Here is a 19,746-nt window from a genome sequence, read left to right on the forward strand (position 1 = left end):
CCATATCAAACAGCTATGCATTTATTTATGACACGCAAGGCAACCTTTAGCGTTCCCATAAAGGTCATCGATATCTAGTGGCTCGCTATCAGAACGAAGAGGATTCGGCTGGGACATACTCTCCTGTCTCGCAAGACGCTGCTCATGGCCTTCTTTGATTTGCTCCACACGCTCCGGCTTAGATAGCTCCTCCAAAGATTCACCCTGACTCCAGGTAAAAGGGGAGCCATGTTCAACAGCATCCTTCTCGTAGGATTTCGCTTCCTCAAATGCTTCTGGGTGCTGCTCCATCAGCCGAACCCATTCAATTTTCTGCTGGTAGAAGCAAAACGTACAGCCGCTTCGGGTGCGCCATTTGTAGTATTTTGGTAGCCCCAAGCCAGCCCCTTCTAGGATATCGAGAACACCGGCCTTGTCGATGCCGGCATCTTTAAAGGGGAGCTTAACGACCAAATTCTTATCTTTGGACGCATAACCTTCTCGATACTCCTCATCGCCACGAATAGCTACATAGCTATAAATGGTCATTCCCTCATCAAGCATGGGGCGAACCCACTGCTCGAAAGGTCTCAGCTTCAATTGACGCGTACACCATCTGGTCTGGGCGGAGGGTAAAAAATCATTGTATTGCTTTAACCAGAAATCAAAATCACGATCGGGATTCAGTTTATGTATTGTTTTGCCCAGAAATCCTTCCAGTCTTCCCAGGTATTCGTAAACTTCTGGAAGCTCTTTCCCTGTATCGGTGAAAAAATACTCGACATCAATTTCAGGATGGTGCTGTCGCATATACACAGCAAGCGCAGCACTATCTCTACCACCAGACAAACCTAAAACGTGCTTTTCTTTCAACGCCATAACGTTACGCAACCTCGCCATTGTCGGTTTTTGATTTCTCTGCCGTCGGCGCCTTCATATAGCGCGTGCTCATCTCGGCCAGTGCAGCAAGAATAATGTTTTTATTCTTAGCATCAGACGAGTCCAGGACTGCCGAGAACCGTTCAATAATCTCATCAATGTCCTTTCTGTCAGAGTCAGTAACATCAAACTCCTCAAGGAGCGGCGCAGGCCTGCCCTCTCTACCCACCAGTACCGCCATGGCATGGCGTTTCTCAGGGCGGCCTTTGATCCTGGTGAAAGTTTCAGCTTTGAGAAATCTTTGCGCCATATCAGCGAGCTCAATTGACGCTCGATCCATATCCGGATCAACCCAATCCCTTGGTGGTTTGTTTGCGGCAAGACTTGCAATGGAGTCAAAGCCTTTGTCACTCCCCTGAAACCCTGCGAGACGTCCTACAAAAGCATCCAAACGAAAATCACCAGCAAGTTCCTTTACGTTTTCTGCACGCTCACGCAACTCCAAAAGCGATTGAGGAGAGAGATTGGGAACCTGAAGCTCTGCAAGCAACATGTCCCGAAGCCGATTGATCATCGCCGGGTAGGCCTGCACCAACTCATGCAGCCCCTCTTTCACAACAGAAACGATATTTTGAACGTCACTTTGGTCCGATATTTCTGCTTTAGTCGAATCTACTAATGCCGGGATGTCATCAAAAAGGAACTTGTTGGGATCATTCGCCCGTTTAAACATATCGCGAACTTGAACAGCCCTCGCGGAAAGGCGCATGGTGCGTTTTGTCCAGTTCGGAAGTTGCTCGTAGATGGCAACCAAACCACGCGCAACATCGATGGGCTCAAGATGGATGAGCGCATTCTTTTCGTCGAGGTCTCGGACAACATCCGCCATCTCCGAGAGCAATTTGCGCGACATCTTGTCGAGATCCATCCAGCGTAACTGAATTGTCTGCGCATCCTTGGCGAGATACTCGACGTCGACGTCATCAAACCGTGCACGGAAAAGCCCTTGTCTATAAACGGCAAGACTGTCCCTCTGCGTCAGAATGAAGGCAACGGATAACACCGGCATTAATCCGTCTTTAATGCCATACGGTTCTTTTGCCCATAGCTCATAAATTTCTGAAACAGCTACTGAACGGTCTCTATGTTCTTTAATATATTCGATCGCAGCATGCCAAGCCGGAGCAAGCCTATACTCATAATCTTTGTCTTCAGATGGAGCCACAAAACCCCAACCTTCTTGAGTCTTCGCGTGAAGACCTGTGGCCTCTAAAAGCGATGCATATAGCCCACCCTGCACCGGATAGCCATCAATGCCAATGCGAGGTTTAGCTTCTTGGGTGATCATGTGCCTCAGAAGTGCGTTTTGGCCCGCAATAGCACTACCTGAGGGTTTCTGACGGTTCAGAAGCTCGTTATGTAGCCTTGGACACTGATGAAAACGCTTGTGAGCTAGTTCGGACGCCAGCCCATTGAGTTCGGACTGACTGTACTGCTTCCTATCGTGACCTTTTCTGCACCACTCAGCTTTGCCGAAAGATTTGCTCAGCTCTACTTCTAGCTGCGCCTGCATCTCCGTGATTCTTGCCGCAACCTCTCTTCTTGCCACCGGATCGCCAGCCAGCTCGGGATGATCATTACTGACTGCGTGAAGCGCCAACAACTCTTTTGCGAGCATAACTACTGACCACGACTGTGAAGAGTAGCCGGCCACAATGTCCCACTGCTCACTTAACTCAGCAGCTTCCTGGCAAAGGTTTTCAACTTGCCCCTCGCCCTCTCCTTCAGTCGCGACGACAAGTAAGAACTTTCCAATTACCCCACTCCCGGGTTTAAAGCCTGACGCCACTTTTATTACATCTTTTGCAGGAGTGATGTTCACATCGAACCAGCGCATGGCGCCTGTATCGTGATAGTGCCGCTTAGCAAGAATCGGCTGCAAACCCGCTAAGGACTTTAGAGCGTCGACGTCTAGCTCCTCAACATCCTCTAGAGCGACGCCGACGGCTTGTTCGATATTGAAGTCACTTCCTGCGTAAATCGCATGAGCGTCTTGAAACTTCTTGAAGATAGTAAGCGACCATGTATCAAGAGTCGCTAAAGCATCCTTTAAGGTCTTTTCGCTAGTTCCAGTGAAGCATGCCTGGAGCAGTTCAAAGCTCGGTACGAGCCCGGATCGCTCTTTGAACAAATCAACGACCGCTATCGTTTTCAAGAGGTTAACCAGGAATTCATCGCCCCCCATACCTTCACATCTGTCTAATGCTTCGGCGGCCATTGCCCAACGATGACCATCAGGTGAAGCTAAAATCGAGGGTTCAAGGTTAGCCCGTAGATAATCCCATAACTTTGCTGGCGTAAAGAGGCTCGTTTTTTCAGCTACGCGCAGAAAATCCTGGAAGCCATGAGGTTCTGATGAATTGAGAAAACCAAAAATACTGCGTTGGTTCTGTCCAAACCGCCGGCGAGAAATCGGGCCTAAAAGGCAAGCGACCACTGGATGCAGGGGCCAACAGTTAGCCAACATCTTGGCCAACCGCTCAGAATCCTCTGGGCGCTCCCTTCGTGCAATTTTTGCGACTGTTCTTGCTTGGCCTTCGGATTGTGGATGCGCTTCGTTGCATACAATTGCACGAGCAATTAGGTCAATCTGCTCCTCACCCATCGTGTTAACAGGCAAGTCAACGAAACGCCCCTGGATTTTGGCCCACTCATTACGAAGGTCATGGGAAAGACGGTGAGCATACTCGTCGAATGCTTGGTGCAAGACACCTACAAAAAGTAGTCGACCGTTACTCCGTGATGCTGCCTCAGCTATCTGCTGAAAAACATAGACGTCCGACCCGTCCTGCGCAGCTGCTTCCAAGAATTTGCCCATTTCGTCAATGAACAAAACCAGACCACCGTGGACGGCGTTATCGCTCGTAGCCAGAGAAATTAAGCTTTCGACAACATCTTCTTCAGTCCAACTTGCTTTGGGGCGGGGAGATACGTAATCAGCTTTTTCCAAAGCCTCTCCCAAAATTTCTACAGGATTACCCCGGCGTCCAACAACCGGTAGAGTTCTCCATCCCTTTGAGCCAGCCGGAAAAGTCTCCCAAATCTTGCTAGTAAGCTCATCCCCAAAGACGCTTGCTGCCTGTCCTTTTAACTCTGTATCGCCGCTAAGTAAGGCGCTCAAAGCAATTGCTAAGCTTGACTTGCCACTGCCGTATGGCCCTGTCCATGTGAATGCGCCCTGTCCGTTTTCAGAGGCATGCCGGGCCATAGCCAAAAGTACATCTACTGAGGATTGCGGACAAACGAAGCCATCTAAGGCGTTCTTACTTCCCAAATCCGTGTCGATTCGTATGGACTTTTGAAAGCGTCCGGCAATGCTAACTTGATCAATTAAAGACACTGGGCAGCCTCTCTTTCATCTGAGCTTTCGAAATCGTTCCGAATAAAATCAAGCGCATCCTCGAAATCAAAGTTAGGGCTGCGGATAACCTGCTTTAAGCCAGCGGTCTCCGACCACCGGAGAGCGTGGCCGGCAACGCTATCTATGTTAAATAGCCGGTCAGCAACATCGTTTTCATCGAGAAGAAAAAGCCGGCCCGGTGAACCCGGCTCATGAGCAATCGCTTCAAAAGACAGCGTTGAGGAAGTAGGTGAAAACTCTTTCCAGAATTCAAGCAAGGCATACACAAATGTGCCATTGCCGAGGGTCGTTTTCTGACCGCGCACAAAGCGGAACTCATCACGCTTCGACACCGGCTTGATCAGACCAAGCTCAGTGAGCGGGCATTCGAGAGAATCGTCTCGCCCTGCTTTCGATGAGGATGGCTGAACTGCGTATGTGCGAAGAAAGCAAGCAACATCGTTTTTTACGGTTGCTTTGGCTGCTTTGGGCCAATCGCGTTGCAACCTCTCTACGAACTTGTCACGTTCAAAAGTAACAGCAGAGTAATGACTGAATGCCCAATACCATGTGGTCTTTTTCTTCCACTCTGTAGCCAACTTCCAATGAATCAACCATAGCGAATTCGGGTTTTCCAGATAAGGATCAAGACCACCATCCCCAAACAGTAGTTGTCCAAGCTGAGTTGTCTTAACTTGGTTGGCACCCGTAGGCTCTTCGATAATGCCCGCAACAGTTGCCCAATGGCGCATCGAGGCAACCATATTTTTACCAACTCCAAAACGGGCAATCGCGTCATCACCCCAACATAGTGGCTTATTACCAGGTTCATGCTCGGTTTGAGATACGCGATCAAAACACTTCTTTAACCATCCATACCGAAGCGGGAAGGTCTCATGTCCTGAAAATTGAGGATTGTAATCTTGTTGGTAGAGCGGCCCGCGCGCCATTGCCTTATTCTCCTGGATGATCCGTCCAGGTGACTCTAATACGCGCCCTATGCTATGGTCAACGTAGATCTGGACGATTTCTCCAGGAAGGCCCCGCTTAGAAAAACTGCAGGAAACGAAAGTCGCCAACTCAACATTTTTATAATGCTAAAGGTAAAGTCTATGTATTTTGACTATCAGGCAACCACACCCGTTGCCGAGGAAGTTTTGATCAAAATGCAGCCCTATTTTACAGAAGCCTTTGCTAACCCCCACTCCTCAGATCATTCACTCGGCTGGCGTTCAGCCGCTACGATTGAGCAAACTGCCCAGCAGGTGGCAAACCTTATTGGGTCGGACAGCGATGAAATAATTTTTACATCGGGAGCCACTGAGTCAAACAACCTGGCCATCCTCGGACTGGGAAAAAGAGCCGCCCTAAAGAAGTCACCCCGCACCAGAATCTTGCTCAGCGCCATAGAGCATAAATGCGTTTTATCGGCTGGGCGCGTCCTAGAGGAACAGTACGGATTTACTGTGAATCTAATTCCAGTAGACCAAAACGGCCTGATTATAACTTCCGAACTGGAGAAGTTGCTCGGAGAGGATGTACTTCTTGTCTCCATCATGGCAACAAACAACGAGATTGGCTCCGTACAAGACATTGAAGCCCTGTCTCAAACCATCAGAAGCTATGGGGCAGTATTCCATTGCGACGCGGCTCAAGCGCCCATGACGACTTCGCTGGAGAACTTTGCAGCTAAGGTCGACCTGCTCAGCCTATCCGGCCATAAAATGTACGGACCCAAAGGTATTGGCGCGCTATATATTACTCGTGACCTTCAAGATCAAATCGAGCCCTTAATATATGGTGGCGGCCAACAAAATGGAATTCGCCCTGGGACTTTACCGACGCCCTTGTGCGTGGGCCTTGGAGCTGCAGCAGAATACATTAGCTCTGCCGCAGCGTATAACAAACGTGATGAACTCCGCGCCCGAAGAGACAAGTTTCTAGATATGCTATTGGCCCTCCCATGGCCAGCAGAGCTGTATGGGGCCGACCGAGCACGTCGCCACCCTGGCAATATATCCATTGGCTTTGAGGGTTTCGATGCGCAAGATGTTCTTGGCGCACTTCAACCACATCTAGCTGCCTCTACTGGCTCAGCCTGCACTTCGGGCATTCCCGAACCATCACACGTGTTAAGAGCGATTGGCTTAACAAAGGCACAAGCAGAGTCCGCTATTCGATTCAGTCTTGGCTTCGAAACCACTGACCAGGAAATCGACAAAGCGGTAGACTTGATCGCAACAGTTCTGCGCAGGCTACCAGGTCCTTGAGCAGCACCTTAAAGCATCAATTATTTCGCGCTCTTCGCGATTCGTTTTTTCATAATAGCCGGGTAAGAAGGCTCACATACTTCCTGCTACGAGAGCCTTCAGACTGTCCAGATCACTGGGCTCTACACCAAGATCTCGCCACTTTTCCGGATGGCAGGTAAACAGCAATATCTGATGCCGGCTGGCCGCATCGAACAGAATGCGTTTCATGTCTTCCAGGCGGTCGCTGTCACTGTGCACCAGGGTATCGTCCAAGATCACCAGCGTCGGCCTTCCGGCTTCCCGCAGCAGATCAGCATAGGCCAGACGGCTAATCAGGCCCATCTGTTCGCGGGCGCCAAAGCTTAGTTCGGTAATCAGACCAAGCTCAGTGCCGCGGCTGAAGGTGCCCGGCCGTAGCTGTTCATCCACTTCCAACGAGGCTTCCGGGAAAAGCACCGATAAGTAATGATTGAGGTGTTTTTGCAGTGGGGCCTGAAGGCGGCGTGTCAGGGCCTGGCGTTTTTCCGTGAGCAGATTGAGCAGGAGGTCCAGCGCCTGGGCTCGGCGGTGCAATTCCTGATAGCGGCGGTTGCACTGATCGTACTCGGCCTCTTTTTCATTGAGCTGTTCTTCCAGCCCTTCCGCGCCCCAGGCTTCCAGCCTGACTTTGATATCTCGCAGTTCGCGGCCCCGGTTTTCCTGGGTCTGGCGCAGCTGGTTGACGGCGTTCTGGTAGCGCTCGATGTCCTGTTTCAGAAACTCCGGGCGGGCTTCGCGGATTTCACGTTCGCGGCGCTCAAGGCTGGCTTCCAGTTCGGCCTGCTGTTTCTCGAGGTTCGCCAGGTCGGTGGTTATCTGGCGAAGTTGCTGCTGGCGTTCCGGGCTTTTTTCTTCATCGGCCAGCCGCTGCCATTCGGTTTTGGCGTTGTCCCGGGCCTGTTTCAGGGCAGACAGCCTGGACTGGTGCTCACGGTCATCGGATTCGGCTTTATCCAGTGTGGTGCCAGCCCGGGTGAAGGCTGCCTCCGCCTCTTCCAGGGCCGGCACATCCTCTTTCGGATCCGGTTTGTGAGTGGCATCTAATTGGCTTTTGGCTTTCTCCAGTTCGCTCTCTGCCTCGTTCTGCTCGGAGACAAGTTGCTCAATACCGGCCGGTGCCACGGATTTCAGCAAATCCTCGGCATGCTTTTGGGCTCTTCCGGCGTTTTCAAAGGCAGCAAGACGTTCCTCTGCCTGTGCCACAGATTTAACGCCAAGGGTCTTCAGCTGGTCTTCCAGGCTTTCCTCAAGGGTTTTGAGTTTCCTGCGGGTACTGGCCAGTTCTTCGCCGCCGGGGGTTATGCCCAGGGTACCCACGCCGGGAATCACCAGTGAGGATTCTTCCAGAAGCTGCTGCTCGCCCTGGCCGGTGAGCGCTTCATTGTTCAGCGTGAGGGATGCGCCGGCCTCCAACTGCCAGCTCAACCGGGTAGCGATGGTTCGTGAGCGGATGGTTTCTTCGTTCAGCTGGTTCGCGGTTGCGCGCAGCTTATTGACCAACTCGGCATCGATCCGATTTTCCCGAGCCTGTTGCCTGGCTTGCTCCAACTGCTGTTGGTATTCCTTTGCTTTGGCCAGGTTCTGAGTAAGCACCTGTTTCTGCTGCTCAAGACGGCGGACATCCTGCTCCAGCCTTTGCCGGGTTTGCAGCAAGCCAGCCAGTTTTCGTTGCTTTTGCGCTTTCTCGTAGGCGGTTCTGGCTTCTTGCAAACGGCCTGCAACCACCGGGGTTTGGGCCTCTGCGGTGGCGAGCTCTCGCTCCGCCCTGTCCAGTTCGACTTTCCGGCTTTCAAGTTGGCGACTGAGTCCTTCCAGGTGTTCCTTGTTCTGCTGCAGCAGGCGGTGGTTTTGCTGCAGCTGGCTGAGCGTGGCTTTCTCCTGGTTCTGTTGCTGCTCAAGGCGCTCAACCTGCTGATAACGCGCCCGGGCTTCCTCTAGCTGGCGCTGGGCGTCTTCCCAGGGCCGCTCGGCTTCCGCCTGTTCATAGTCCTGGGTCAGTTTGCCAAGCCGGTCGACCTGCTCCTGGTATTTGTGTACCCGCTCTTTGAGCTCTTCGATTTCAGCCTCGTATTGGGCGCGGTCTTTTTCCAGTTTCAGGTAATCGCCACGGGGCTTGCCGGTGCCGGTCAGCAGGGTGTCCCGCTGGTTGCGAACCGTCTCGATGAGGTCGTCGCCACCGGAGCTGGCCACTTCTCCAACCATGGAATTCAGGGCGGATTTCAGGTGATCGCTGGCGTGTTCTATGGCCTGTTCGATGTCCTGCCCGGTGCCCTGCTCTACCCACAGCAATCCCGGTATACCCCAGTGTTCGGCTTTGCTGGCGCCCCGTTTCGGGTACTGGTAGCCCAGCAGTTCGGCCAGTTTTTCTTCGGCGTCGTCTTCACTGTAGGTCTCGGCGCCAACAACCAGGTCGCACCGCTTGCGCTGGAGAAAGCTTTTGGTCAGACGCCAGGAACGGCGTTCGTGCTCAAAATCCAGCTCGATGGTGGGCGCCGCGGCGGAGTCACCCCAGGGGCGCAGGTCGTCCACGGCTGTGGACCGATAACGCTCGAAAAATGCCGCACGGATGGCACGTACCAGCGTGCTTTTGCCGGACTCATTGGGGCCGTGAATCAGGTTGAGGCCGGGCTGCAGGTTGTCCAGCTCAAATGGTTTGCGGAACTGGCGCAGCTGTTCAATGCGCATTCGCTGCAGCTTCATTGCGCTGCCTCCTGTTCCCGCTCCCTGAGCAGGCCGGCCAGTATGGCCAGAGCATCCCGGGCGACATCGTCCTGCGCTCCTTCCTGCTGCTCCCGCAGGCTTTCTACCACCTCGCCAACATAGCCATCGGCTTTCAGGGCCGCGATGTCCTCATCGGTGGGGGCCAGCTGAAGTCCGCTCCGCTCGCAGCGAAGGCTGCGGAATCGGGCTTCGGCAACCGAGAGCGCCTTCAACAGGGTTTCTTCTCCGGCCAGGGTCACTGAGCCGTCGAGGCGAAGATCCACAACGGCAGATTCCGGCAGGCTGTTCAAGCGCTCCAGCAACTGCTCAAGATCGGACTGCACGGCCAGGGTTTCCCGGAACTGGTGCCATTGGTACCGCCCTGTTGGAACAGGAGTTACCGCGGGTGTCGCGCCGGGTTCGGCAACCTCAACAATCAGGGCATTACCCGCTTCGTTGTTTCTGAACCGTTCGGGCTCTGGCGTTCCGCTGTACCAGGTGCGTTCATCGATCTGTTTGGTGCCGTGCCAGTCGCCCAGGGCCAGGTAATCGAGCCGGCTGGCCTCTGCCCGGTTCGGCGCGATGGGGTTGGTGGAGTCAATCTCGTCCGGCAACAGGCCCTGAACGCTGCCGTGGGCCAGGCCGACTCTGAGAAAGCCCTCGGCCGTTTCATAGCCGCTGAATGGCTCGGTCAGATCGCCGTAGGTATGGCGCTGGGTCAGCGGCGCGCAGAGGACGCTGAGCTGCTCGGTTTCCAGATTGATCACGCCAGGCTGCAGCGCGAGATGTACGTTTTCCGGTACCGCACCCAGGCGCTGGGCTCTGGTCCAGACACTCTCGGCGAGTGCGGCGTCGTGGTTGCCGGGGAGCATGACCCAGGGGCCGTTGAAACCTTTCGTGGCGTTGAACACCCGGCGAATGGTTCGGTCGGAGACGGTCTGGGCATCAAAGACGTCACCGGCCACGAGGACCGCATCGCACTGGTGTTCGTTGGCCAGTCGTGCAAGCGTTTCGATGGCCTCGAAGCGGGCTTCAACCAGGGCTGCACCGTCTTCGGTTTCGAAACGGGTAAACGCCCGGCCCATCTGCCAGTCTGCCGTATGCAAAAACTTTGGCATTTTATCTACCTGAAAGATCTGGAAATTTTGGCGTTATTCTAGACCAACTGCGCACACTTTACAGACGCCATGCGACGATGACTGTCGGTCTGGCAGAAGTTGAGCAGAATTCGAACAGAGCGCGGGCAGAGACAGTTGGCTTCGACGACTAGGCCGGGCTCAGTCGACACGCGGCGTACTTGAATTCCGGGATTTTGCCGAACGGGTCCAGGGCCGGGTTGGTGAGCACGTTCGCTGCCGCTTCCACAAAGGCGAAGGGTACGAACACCATGCCTTCGGGCATGGTCTGGTCGGCTCGCGCCGTCAGCGTGATGGTGCCGCGCCGGGTGGCAATTTGAATGTCATTGCCCGGTGCTACGCCCATGCGTTCCAGCTCTGCTGGTGCGAGATACGCCGCCGCTTCCGGTTCCCGCTCATCCAGCACGCGGCTGCGACGGGTCATGGCGCCGGTGTGCCAGTGCTCAAGCAATCGCCCGGTGGTTAGTACGATGGGATAGGCCTCATCCACCGGCTCGTCCGGCGGTAGCGGGCTGGCTGGTGAGAATCTGGCGCGGCCTCCCGCTCGTGGGAAGGCATCGGAGAAGACAACGTCGTTCCCCGGGGCATCGTCGGCCGGGCATGGATAGGTAACGGACCCTTCGCGCTCAAGGCGAGACCAGGAAATATGATCCAGTGAGTGCATGCCCTGCTTCATTTCTTCAAACACCTGCTCGGGGCCGGCGTAGTTCCAACGAAGCCCGAAACGCCGGGCGATTTCCTGGATAACCCACCAGTCGGGCTTTGCCTCCCCCGGCGGCGCCAGTGCGGCACGGCCCATTTGCACCTGGCGGTTGGTGTTGGTAACGGTGCCGGATTTTTCCGACCAGGCGGCGGCCGGCAGGATAACATCGGCAAACTGGGCGGTCTCGGTGACAAACAGGTCCTGCACCACCAGGTGTTCAAGGGCAGCGAGCGCGGCCCGGGCGTGGGTCAGGTCCGGATCGGACATGGCGGGGTTTTCGCCCAGAATGTACATGCCCTTGATGGTGCCCGCCTTGATGGCATCCATGATCTCCACCACGGTGAGCCCCGGCTCAGGGTCCAGCTCTGTGTTCCAGAGTTCTTCGAAGGCGGCCCGCAGCTGTTGATCGCCTACCGGCTGGTAGTCGGGCAATACCATGGGGATCAGCCCGGCATCGGATGCGCCCTGCACGTTGTTTTGCCCCCGCAATGGGTGCAAACCAGTGCCATGCCGGCCGGTGTGGCCGCAGGTGAGCGCCAGGGATATCAGGCAGCGGGCGTTGTCGGTGCCGTGCACGTGCTGGGAGATGCCCATGCCCCAGAAAATCATCGCCTTATCCGCGCTCGCGTAGGCGCGGGCCACTTCACGAATGGCATCGGGCGCCACGCCGCAGACCGGGCTCATCACTTCCGGGGTCATGCCTTCGACGCTGGCCGCCAGCGCCTCGAAACCTTCGGTGTGAGCGTCAATGTAGGCCTGGTCAAACAGACCTTCGCTGATGATCACGTTCAGCATTGCGTTGAACAGTGACACGTCGCCGCCTGGAGAGAATCGCAGGCTGCGCCAGGCATAGGCATCCAGCGCCTGGCCCCGTGGATCAATGATGATCAGTTTGGTGCCGTTGCGTGCCGCCTGCTTGAAGTAGGTGGCGGCTACCGGGTGGTTTACCGCCGGGTTACAGCCGGTGAGGATCACCACGTCGGCCTGCAATGCCTGCATGAAGGACGCCGTCACGGCGCCGGAGCCCAGGCATTCCATCAATGCGGCCACGGAGCTTGCATGGCAAAGCCGGGTGCAGTGATCGACGTGGTTGGAGCCGAAGCCAGTACGGACCAGCTTCTGGAATAGCCAGGCTTCTTCGTTGGAGCATTTGGCGCTGCCGAAACCGGCAAGCGCGGCCGGTCCGTGTTGTGCTTTTAGTTGGGTCAACCCGTTGGCCGCCAGATCCAGGGCTTCTTCCCAGCTTGCTTCTCGGAAGTGCGTCAACGGATTAGCCGGATCGAACTCCGGGTCCAGCCCCTTGGGTATGCCCTCCCGGCGAATCAACGGCCGGGTCAGCCGAGCCGGGTGAGAGGGATAGTCAAAGCCAAAACGGCCTTTCACGCACAGCCGCCCCTGGTTTGAGGGACCGTCTTTCCCTTCCACAAACAGGATGCGTCCTCGCTGCTCGCCTTTCTCAGATCCGGCAGGTGTGGGCTCGTCTTTCACGTGATAGGTCAGTTGGCAGCCCACGCCGCAATAGGGGCAGACGGAATCGACTGTCCGATCAGCAGTGGCGGAGTCTCCGCGGCCCTGGGCATCGATCAGGGTGGCCGGCATGAGCGCCCCGGTCGGGCAGGCCTGCACGCATTCACCGCAGGCAACGCAAGTGCTGTCGCCCATGGGGTCGTCAAAATCAAACACGACCTTGGACGCAGCGCCACGGTGGGCCAAACCGATCACATCGTTACCCTGCACTTCCCGGCACGCGCGCTCGCACAAACCGCAGGTAATGCAGGCATCCAGGTTGACGTTCATGGCCGAATGGCTGGCGTCGTGCCCCCCGGCGTGGGGCAGCGAATCAGGGCGTGGTGCCACATGATGAACCGTGGGCGCATCCCGATCCGAGCGCGCCGGGATGCGTTGGCGCACGGCGGCGGCATCGATGGCCAGTTGATCCGCCGTTTCCCACAGGTGGCTTGAGCGGTCGGGGCTGTCGTCTCGTTCAGGTTGATCCGCCAGCAACAATTCGAGCACGCCTTTGCGGGCCGCCTGAACCCGCGAAGAGCCGGCGCTGCGCACCACCATGCCGGGCGCTGCCTCGCGAATGCAGCTTGCGGCGAGCACCCGCTCTCCTTCCACTTCCACCATGCAGGCCCGGCAATTGCCATCGGCGCGGTAACCCGGAGCCTCTTTGAAGCACAGGTGCGGAATGGTCTCGCCGGCGCGTTTGGCCACCTGCCACAGGGTTTCGCCGGGGAAGGCCTGAACTTCAACGTCGTCGAGTGTCAGGGTGAAGCTTGTGCTGGAATGGCTCATGGCTGCCTCCCCTAACCTTTCGCTATCAGGTTGCTGCTGGCGAGTTCGCTGCGGAAATCCCGCAGCAGGCTCAACACCGGATTGGGTGCGGCCTGGCCGAGGCCACAGATGGACGCATCCGCCATAACCGCCGCCAGTTGCCGGAGGGTCTCCTCATCCCAGGTTTTGCGTTCCAGCAGGGTGAGCATTTTCTCGGTGCCCACACGGCAGGGGGTGCACTGCCCGCACGACTCATCGGCGAAAAAGCCCAACAGGTTGGCGGCCGCGGCCTGCAAATCGTCCTGATCAGACAGAACGATCACTGCCGCAGAGCCGATGAAACAGCCGTGTTCCTGAAGAGTGTCGAAGTCCAGCGGAATGTCCCCTTTGCTGGCCGGTAGAATGCCGCCGGACGCTCCACCGGGCAGATAGGCCAGCAGGCGATGCCCTTCGGCCATGCCGCCGCAGTATTCCTCGATCAACTCATTGAGGGTGATGCCCGCGGGCGCCACATGAACACCGGGGCGGGCAACGCGCCCGGAGACCGAGAAGCTGCGAAGCCCCTTGCGGCCATGTCGTCCCTGGCTGGCGAACCAGTCGGCGCCCTGGGCGTGGATGCGGGGGATCCAGTAAACCGTCTCGACGTTGTTCACCAGGGTGGGCTGGTTGAACAGTCCCTTCTGGGCCACAAACGGCGGGCGATGCCGTGGCTTGCCGGGCTTCCCTTCCAGGGATTCGATCAGGGCGGATTCCTCACCGCAGATGTAGGCGCCTGCGCCCCGGCGAAGGATGATAAAACCTGGCTTGACGATACCGCCCGTTTCCAGTTCGGCAATAGCGTTTTTCAGAACGCGGTGCAGGCCGGGGTATTCGTCTCTTAAATAGATGTAGAGAGCTTCAGCCTCGACGGCCCAGGCGCTGACAAGCGCGCCCTCCAGGAATACGTGGGGTTCACGTTCCAGGTAATAGCGGTCTTTGAAGGTGCCCGGTTCGCCCTCGTCGGCGTTGATCACCGCGTAACGTGGCCCGGGTTCCGCCCGAACGGCCTGCCATTTGCGATAGGTGGGGAATCCAGCGCCACCGAGGCCGCGCAGGCCTGCCTGCTCCAGTTCCTCGGCCAGAGATTCAACGCTCACCCGGCCTTCATGGCAATCAGCCAGCAGGCCATAACCGCCGGCCGAACGATAATCCGCCAGACCTTGCCATTGGATATCTTCCGGGTGAATCTGGCCCTGTTCTACCGCAGCACCCACATTTTCAGTATTGGCATGGCTCACGTGACGATGGCCGACTTCTACCACTGGGGCCTTGTCGCAGCGCCCCATGCAGGGTGCCCGCCGCACACGCACAAGGGCGGGATCAGCGCCGTCCGACAGTGCCTGGTGCAGCGCCTCTGCACCGGCCAACTGGCAGGAAAGCGAATCACATACCCGAAGGGTTAGTGCCGGTGGTGGCGTTTGTTCGTCGTGAATGACATCGAAATGGGCATAGAAGGTGGCGGTTTCATAGATGGCTGCCATGGGCAGATTCATGAAAGCCGCAAGGGCCCGGAGGCGAGGCATGGAGAGGTAGCCGTCTGAATCCTGCAATACATGCAGGTGCTCGATAAGGCGATCGCGGTCTCGTAATGACGAATCAACGCGCTCGTCACCGATCAGCTCCCGCAGCTCCGACAATACAGCCGGTTCCAGTTGACGGCCCCGAAGGGCGGAGCGCCGACGTTTGACCACTTTTTCGTCCGTATCCATGCTTTTGACCAGGCGCCGGGGATCCAGGTACAGCCTTGTTGGCTGGTTTGACTGCTTTGCAATCATTGAAGCATAGGAGGACGGGATGGCGCCAGACGATGAATAACGGAATGAACCGAGGGTCTTTCCTGGCCTTGGGTCTGGAACTTTGAACTAGGGAAATAATGGAGGCGCGGGTCGGAATCGAACCGGCGTACACGGAGTTGCAGTCCGCTGCATAACCACTCTGCCACCGCGCCGGAAAAGATCGAAGGGATCGGATCTTTGTGCTCTCAGGTGGGCAATGAGAGACTTGAAATTGGAGCGGGAAACGAGATTCGAACTCGCGACCCCAACCTTGGCAAGGTTGTGCTCTACCAACTGAGCTATTCCCGCTCTTTTGTTTCCGGGGCATTGCCTCGTCAACGGCTGCGTATTCTACGGATTACCGTTCGGGCGTCAACAGTTTTTTATCAAGTTTTTGTTTTATTGGAGATTGTGGGTAAGCTAGTAATTGGCAGGCCAAATCACTCAGGGATTCGACAGAACGTGCCCAGTCCTGATTCTTCCGAGCAGACCGACCAACTACCACCGTCTTCCAAACCCGGATCCGTGACCATTGAGGCCGGCACCCTGAGAGTGGCGGATGACTGGCTGTTGAGTCATTACCGATCACTGGCGTCCCTGGCTTCATCCATGTCACCCAGAGACACGGGCGCGTTATCAATAGACCTTTCGGGCCTGAACAGAATTGACACGGCCGGAGCATCCCAGCTGGCCTCACTCATTGGCCCCCAGCGCCTGCTGGAAGCGGTGACCTCTGCTGGCGACTTGCCGCGGGAAAAATCTGCCCTGATTGCTGCCGTTTGCGAGGCGATGAAAGACCAGCCCGAGCCAGACAGGGGCGCACCTTCGCTTATCCGGAGCTTCGTGATCGGGACCGGTCAGAAAGTGGAAGGCATATTCCGATTGCTATGGATCCTCGTCGGCTTTATCGGCCAGACGCTCGGCACCCTGGCCTGGAACCTTCCGAGGCCCTGGCGCTGGCGTATGACACCCTTCGTTGCCGCGGTTCACGACACCGGCCTGAATGCCCTGCCCATTGTGGCACTGCTGACATTTCTGGTGGGTGCCGTGGTGGCGTTCCTGGGAGCAACCGTGCTGGAGGATTTTGGCGCCACCATTTACACGGTCAATCTGGTGGCCTTCTCCTTCCTGCGGGAATTCGGGGTGCTGTTGGCCGCGATACTTCTCGCCGGCCGAACCGCCAGTGCCTTTACCGCCCACATTGGTGCCATGAAGGTGAACGAGGAGCTGGACGCCATCCGCACCCTCGGCCTTAACCCGATCGAACTGCTGGTGCTGCCCCGTGTGATGGCCATGATGGTGAGCCTTCCGATCCTGACCTTTGTGGGTATGATTTCGGGAATGGTGGGCGGCGCCATAGTCTGCGCCCTGGTGCTGGATATCTCGCCGACGCAGTTCATGGCGATCGTTGAGCGGGACATCGCCCTTCAGCATTTTCTTGTGGGCATCGTGAAGGCCCCGATCTTTGCGTTCCTGATTGCCGTCATTGGCTGCCTGGAAGGGTTCAAGGTGGCCGGCAGCGCTCAATCCGTGGGCGAACACACTACTTCCAGCGTGGTTCAATCCATCTTCATGGTGATTCTGCTGGATTCCATTGCTGCACTATTCTTCATGGAAATGGGCTGGTAATCATGGCGGCTATGAGCGAATCCCCAAGTAGTGACGCCGGCAGTAAACCGGTGATTGCAGTACGGGACCTGTGCAACCAGTTTGGCGATCACGTTGTTCACGAGAACCTCGACCTGGACCTGCTTCGGGGCGAGATTCTGGGTGTGGTTGGTGGCTCTGGAACCGGCAAAACCGTGCTTTTGCGCAGCATTGTTGGGCTGAACACGCCCACCTCGGGCCACATACGCGTTTTTGGCGAGGATCTGATCCAGCTTTCGGCCCGTGAGCGCTCCCGGATAGAGCAACGGTTCGGTGTACTGTTCCAGGGGGGCGCCCTGTTCACCTCATTGAACCTGCAGGAAAATATAGCGGTTCCCCTGATTGAACACGCCGGCCTGAAGCGGCCCGAAGCGGAACAGCTGGCCCGCATGAAGCTGGCGCTGACCGGATTACCTCCCAATGCGGCGCTTCGCTACCCGTCCGAACTCTCCGGCGGCATGGTTAAACGCGCGAGCCTGGCACGAGCCCTGGCCCTTGATCCGGAAATCCTGTTTCTGGACGAACCCACCGCCGGCCTGGATCCCATCGGGGCTGCGGCATTCGACCGGCTGATCGTGACGCTTCGGGATGCCCTGGGGCTGACCGTGTTCTTGGTCACCCATGATCTGGACACCCTGTACTCAACCTGTGACCGGGTTGCGGTTCTTTCACAGCGAAAGGTCCTGGTAGCTGATACGCTGGAGGCCGTTGCCGCCACAGAAGACGATTGGATCCAGGATTACTTTCAAGGCCCCCGCGGTCGGGCGGCGAGCTACGCCTTCAGGGACCATTCGAACACACGGACGCAGGAGCAGTAACCATGGAGCCGAGGGCCCATCACCTGATCATTGGCCTGTTTACCATCCTGGCCTTCGCCGCCGCACTGATCTTTTCGCTGTGGCTTGCGAAATCCTCCGCCGATCGGGAATGGGGCTACTATGAGATCGTGTTCGAGCAGGCAGTTGGCGGCCTGTCCGAGGGTAATCCGGTGCTTTATAACGGCGTGCAGATTGGCGATGTCGTGGAGTTGAACCTTGATCCGAACAATCCCGCTCATGTGCGGGTTCTGGTGCGGGTTGATCAGTCGATTCCCATCCGAGAGAACACCAAGGCCGGCATGGTGCTCGCCAATATTACCGGCAGCATGAGCGTCCAGTTCAGCGGTGGGAGCCCCGACCAGCCCGTGCTAAAGGGCGACAGGGACAACCCGCCGGTCATTTTTGCCGAGCCCTCGGCATTCAACAACCTGCTGGCCAACAGCGAACAACTGCTGGCCAAAGCGGACCAGCTGCTTACCAGCGCCACTGAGTTGCTGTCCGGAGACAATATCGAGAACGCCTCTGCGATTCTGAGGAACACGCGCGAGGCCACGGATGCCCTGCTCGACCGCCGGGATCAGCTGACCGCCCTGCTTGAACAGTTCGACGCGGCCGCCATTCGCGCAGAAGAAGCCGCCATCAAGGTGTCCAATGTATCGGATAATGCCAACGAACTGTTGCGAACCGATGGCCAGCGGGTTCTGGAGTCCATGGACAGAGCCCTCGCGGTAATTACCACGACCATCGGGCGGATTGATGAGCTGACCCGTGACAATCAGGGCGCAATGGATGCTGGCCTTCAGGGCATGGGCGAGTTGGCACCCGCGCTTCGGGAGCTGAGGGCAACCCTGCGCAGCCTGAACCAGTTCACTCACCGGCTGGAACAGGACCCCACGGGCACGCTATTCGGCAATGAAACCATGAAGGAGATGGCACAGTGACATTGAGGTCAATCAAAAGCGTTGCGCTTCTCCTGGGCGCTGCCCTTGCCAGTGGCTGCACGGTGTTTCCGAACCCCGAACCACCCAGGGTTATGGACCTGGCGTTGGTACAGCCAATTCCCGCGGTCGAGCAAGCGGTTCAGGCATCCCTTCGCGTGGATACACCCTACGCCTCAGAGCCCTTCAATGGCTCGCTCATTCTGGCAAAGCCCATACCGCAGGAGTTTCGGTCCTACGAGGCCATCCGATGGAGGGATACAGCGCCTGTGGTGGTCCGGGATACCCTGGTTGCCAGCCTTCGCCAGAGTGGCGCCTTCACAAACGTCATCACCGATACCAATCCCGCGCCGGCTGAGCTGACGCTGGTGACCGAACTCTCTGCGTTTAATTCGGAAACCCCGGACACCGGCCCCCAGGTGGTTATCGAGCTACATCTTCAGATGATTCACAATCGTTCGCGGGCCAACCTGTGTACACGTACCGTCCGGATTGTTGAGCCCGCGGCGGGCACATCGGTTGACCAGATTGTTGAGGCGTTCGGAACCGCTGGCAGCCAGTTGGCCGCCAGGGTGGTTGACTGGGCTACGACGTGTGACTATCCGCCTCGGCTGAGGCCTTCTCGGGAAACAGATCAGACCACGCAGCCTTGAGGTAGAGACCCATGGACCAGAGCGTGAGAATCGCGGCGATATAGAGCAGCGCCAGGGCAACATTGGCCCAGAGCACGCCAGGGGGGAAGGCCAGCAAACCCACGATGGCTGCCATCTGGGCCGTGGTCTTGATCTTCCCGATGTAGGAGACTGCCACACTTGCGCGGCTGCCGATTTCTGCCATCCACTCCCGCAGGGCGGAAATCACGATTTCACGACCGATAATCACCGTGGCCGGAATGGTCAGCAGGATCGCCGAGTGTTCCTCGATCAGCACAGCCAGGGCAACGGCCACCATGAGCTTGTCTGCAACCGGGTCGAGGAAGGCGCCGAAAGGCGTGCTCTGGTTGAGCTTGCGGGCAAGATAGCCGTCCAGCCAGTCCGTGGCCGCCGCCAGCCCGAAAATGGCCGCGCTCACGAGGTAGCTCCACCCCACCGGAAGGTAAAAAATCACCACAAACACCGGAATCATGATGATGCGGGAGAGGGTGAGGATGTTTGGTAGATTCAT

At 57.0% G+C, this 19,746-nt stretch carries 13 protein-coding genes and 2 tRNA genes; 5 read left to right on the forward strand and 10 right to left on the reverse strand.

Going from position 1 to position 19,746, the window contains the following annotated elements:
- Positions 1-21: 21 nt before the first annotated feature.
- Genes GJU83_RS14855 through GJU83_RS14865 form a run of 3 tightly spaced genes read right to left on the reverse strand, consistent with a single transcriptional unit; the run spans position 22 to position 5,208 of the window.
- Positions 22-858 (reverse strand): phosphoadenosine phosphosulfate reductase family protein, encoded by an 837-nt coding sequence (locus tag GJU83_RS14855; protein ID WP_069185079.1) that lies wholly within the window; start codon positions 856-858, stop codon positions 22-24.
- A 4-nt stretch (positions 859-862) separates the two neighbouring features.
- Positions 863-4,258, reverse strand: a complete 3,396-nt coding sequence (locus GJU83_RS14860; protein WP_069185065.1) for an ATP-binding protein — start codon at positions 4,256-4,258, stop codon at positions 863-865.
- Complete coding sequence (locus GJU83_RS14865) at positions 4,249-5,208, reverse strand: DUF4007 family protein (protein WP_069185064.1); 960 nt, start codon at positions 5,206-5,208, stop codon at positions 4,249-4,251. The genes GJU83_RS14860 and GJU83_RS14865 overlap by 10 nt, the downstream gene beginning before the upstream one ends.
- A 162-nt stretch (positions 5,209-5,370) precedes the next feature.
- Between GJU83_RS14865 and GJU83_RS14870 the strand changes: the two genes are divergently transcribed.
- Positions 5,371-6,528, forward strand: a complete 1,158-nt coding sequence (locus GJU83_RS14870) for a cysteine desulfurase family protein (protein ID WP_228715195.1) — start codon at positions 5,371-5,373, stop codon at positions 6,526-6,528.
- A gap of 72 nt (positions 6,529-6,600) precedes the next feature.
- Here the strand turns inward: GJU83_RS14870 and GJU83_RS14875 are convergent, their stop codons facing one another.
- The 6 genes from GJU83_RS14875 to GJU83_RS14900 form a co-directional block, all read right to left on the reverse strand.
- Complete coding sequence (locus tag GJU83_RS14875; RefSeq protein ID WP_069185063.1) at positions 6,601-9,249, reverse strand: ATP-binding protein; 2,649 nt, start codon at positions 9,247-9,249, stop codon at positions 6,601-6,603.
- Positions 9,246-10,367 (reverse strand): metallophosphoesterase family protein, encoded by a 1,122-nt coding sequence (locus GJU83_RS14880; protein ID WP_069185062.1) that lies wholly within the window; start codon positions 10,365-10,367, stop codon positions 9,246-9,248. The genes GJU83_RS14875 and GJU83_RS14880 overlap by 4 nt, the downstream gene beginning before the upstream one ends.
- 148 nt (positions 10,368-10,515) lie before the next feature.
- Positions 10,516-13,386 (reverse strand): formate dehydrogenase subunit alpha, encoded by a 2,871-nt coding sequence (fdhF, locus tag GJU83_RS14885; RefSeq protein WP_069185061.1) that lies wholly within the window; start codon positions 13,384-13,386, stop codon positions 10,516-10,518.
- 11 nt (positions 13,387-13,397) lie between these two features.
- On the reverse strand, positions 13,398-15,113 hold the full coding sequence (locus GJU83_RS14890) for an NADH-ubiquinone oxidoreductase-F iron-sulfur binding region domain-containing protein (protein ID WP_069185077.1): 1,716 nt from the start codon (positions 15,111-15,113) through the stop codon (positions 13,398-13,400).
- A 165-nt stretch (positions 15,114-15,278) separates the two neighbouring features.
- A tRNA-Cys gene (locus tag GJU83_RS14895) sits at positions 15,279-15,352 on the reverse strand.
- A 60-nt stretch (positions 15,353-15,412) separates the two neighbouring features.
- Positions 15,413-15,488 (reverse strand) — tRNA-Gly (locus tag GJU83_RS14900).
- 153 nt (positions 15,489-15,641) lie between these two features.
- On the opposite strand from GJU83_RS14900, the gene GJU83_RS14905 reads away from it, so the two are divergent.
- From GJU83_RS14905 to GJU83_RS14920, 4 genes are read left to right on the forward strand one after another with little or no spacing between them, the layout of a single operon-like run.
- Positions 15,642-16,808 carry an MlaE family ABC transporter permease gene (locus GJU83_RS14905; protein WP_141697246.1) on the forward strand — a complete coding sequence of 389 codons (1,167 nt, stop codon included), beginning with the start codon at positions 15,642-15,644 and terminating at the stop codon, positions 16,806-16,808.
- Between the two features lie 11 nt (positions 16,809-16,819).
- Positions 16,820-17,644, forward strand: coding sequence for an ABC transporter ATP-binding protein (locus tag GJU83_RS14910; protein ID WP_069185076.1), 825 nt, complete (start codon positions 16,820-16,822; stop codon positions 17,642-17,644).
- Positions 17,645-17,646: 2 nt separating this feature from the next.
- Positions 17,647-18,585, forward strand: coding sequence for an MlaD family protein (locus GJU83_RS14915; RefSeq protein ID WP_069185059.1), 939 nt, complete (start codon positions 17,647-17,649; stop codon positions 18,583-18,585).
- Positions 18,582-19,235 carry an ABC-type transport auxiliary lipoprotein family protein gene (locus GJU83_RS14920; protein ID WP_083231879.1) on the forward strand — a complete coding sequence of 218 codons (654 nt, stop codon included), beginning with the start codon at positions 18,582-18,584 and terminating at the stop codon, positions 19,233-19,235. The genes GJU83_RS14915 and GJU83_RS14920 overlap by 4 nt, the downstream gene beginning before the upstream one ends.
- On the opposite strand, the gene pgsA is transcribed toward GJU83_RS14920, so the two are convergent.
- Complete coding sequence (gene pgsA, locus GJU83_RS14925) at positions 19,168-19,746, reverse strand: CDP-diacylglycerol--glycerol-3-phosphate 3-phosphatidyltransferase (protein WP_069185058.1); 579 nt, start codon at positions 19,744-19,746, stop codon at positions 19,168-19,170. The two genes, GJU83_RS14920 and pgsA, sit on opposite strands and share 68 nt — an antisense overlap.

Source organism: Marinobacter salsuginis (assembly GCF_009617755.1).
Classification (GTDB): Bacteria; Pseudomonadota; Gammaproteobacteria; order Pseudomonadales; family Oleiphilaceae; genus Marinobacter; species Marinobacter salsuginis.

Coding starts and splice junctions, on each gene's coding strand:
- GJU83_RS14890 (WP_069185077.1), bottom strand. CDS start 15,113: ATGGATACGGACGAAAAAGTGGTCAAACGTCGGCGCTCCGCCCTTCGG.
- fdhF (WP_069185061.1), bottom strand. CDS start 13,386: ATGAGCCATTCCAGCACAAGCTTCACCCTGACACTCGACGACGTTGAA.
- GJU83_RS14865 (WP_069185064.1), bottom strand. CDS start 5,208: ATGGCGCGCGGGCCGCTCTACCAACAAGATTACAATCCTCAATTTTCA.
- GJU83_RS14915 (WP_069185059.1), top strand. CDS start 17,647: ATGGAGCCGAGGGCCCATCACCTGATCATTGGCCTGTTTACCATCCTG.
- GJU83_RS14910 (WP_069185076.1), top strand. CDS start 16,820: ATGAGCGAATCCCCAAGTAGTGACGCCGGCAGTAAACCGGTGATTGCA.
- GJU83_RS14855 (WP_069185079.1), bottom strand. CDS start 858: ATGGCGTTGAAAGAAAAGCACGTTTTAGGTTTGTCTGGTGGTAGAGAT.
- GJU83_RS14875 (WP_069185063.1), bottom strand. CDS start 9,249: ATGAAGCTGCAGCGAATGCGCATTGAACAGCTGCGCCAGTTCCGCAAA.
- GJU83_RS14870 (WP_228715195.1), top strand. CDS start 5,371: ATGTATTTTGACTATCAGGCAACCACACCCGTTGCCGAGGAAGTTTTG.
- pgsA (WP_069185058.1), bottom strand. CDS start 19,746: ATGAATCTACCAAACATCCTCACCCTCTCCCGCATCATCATGATTCCG.
- GJU83_RS14880 (WP_069185062.1), bottom strand. CDS start 10,367: ATGCCAAAGTTTTTGCATACGGCAGACTGGCAGATGGGCCGGGCGTTT.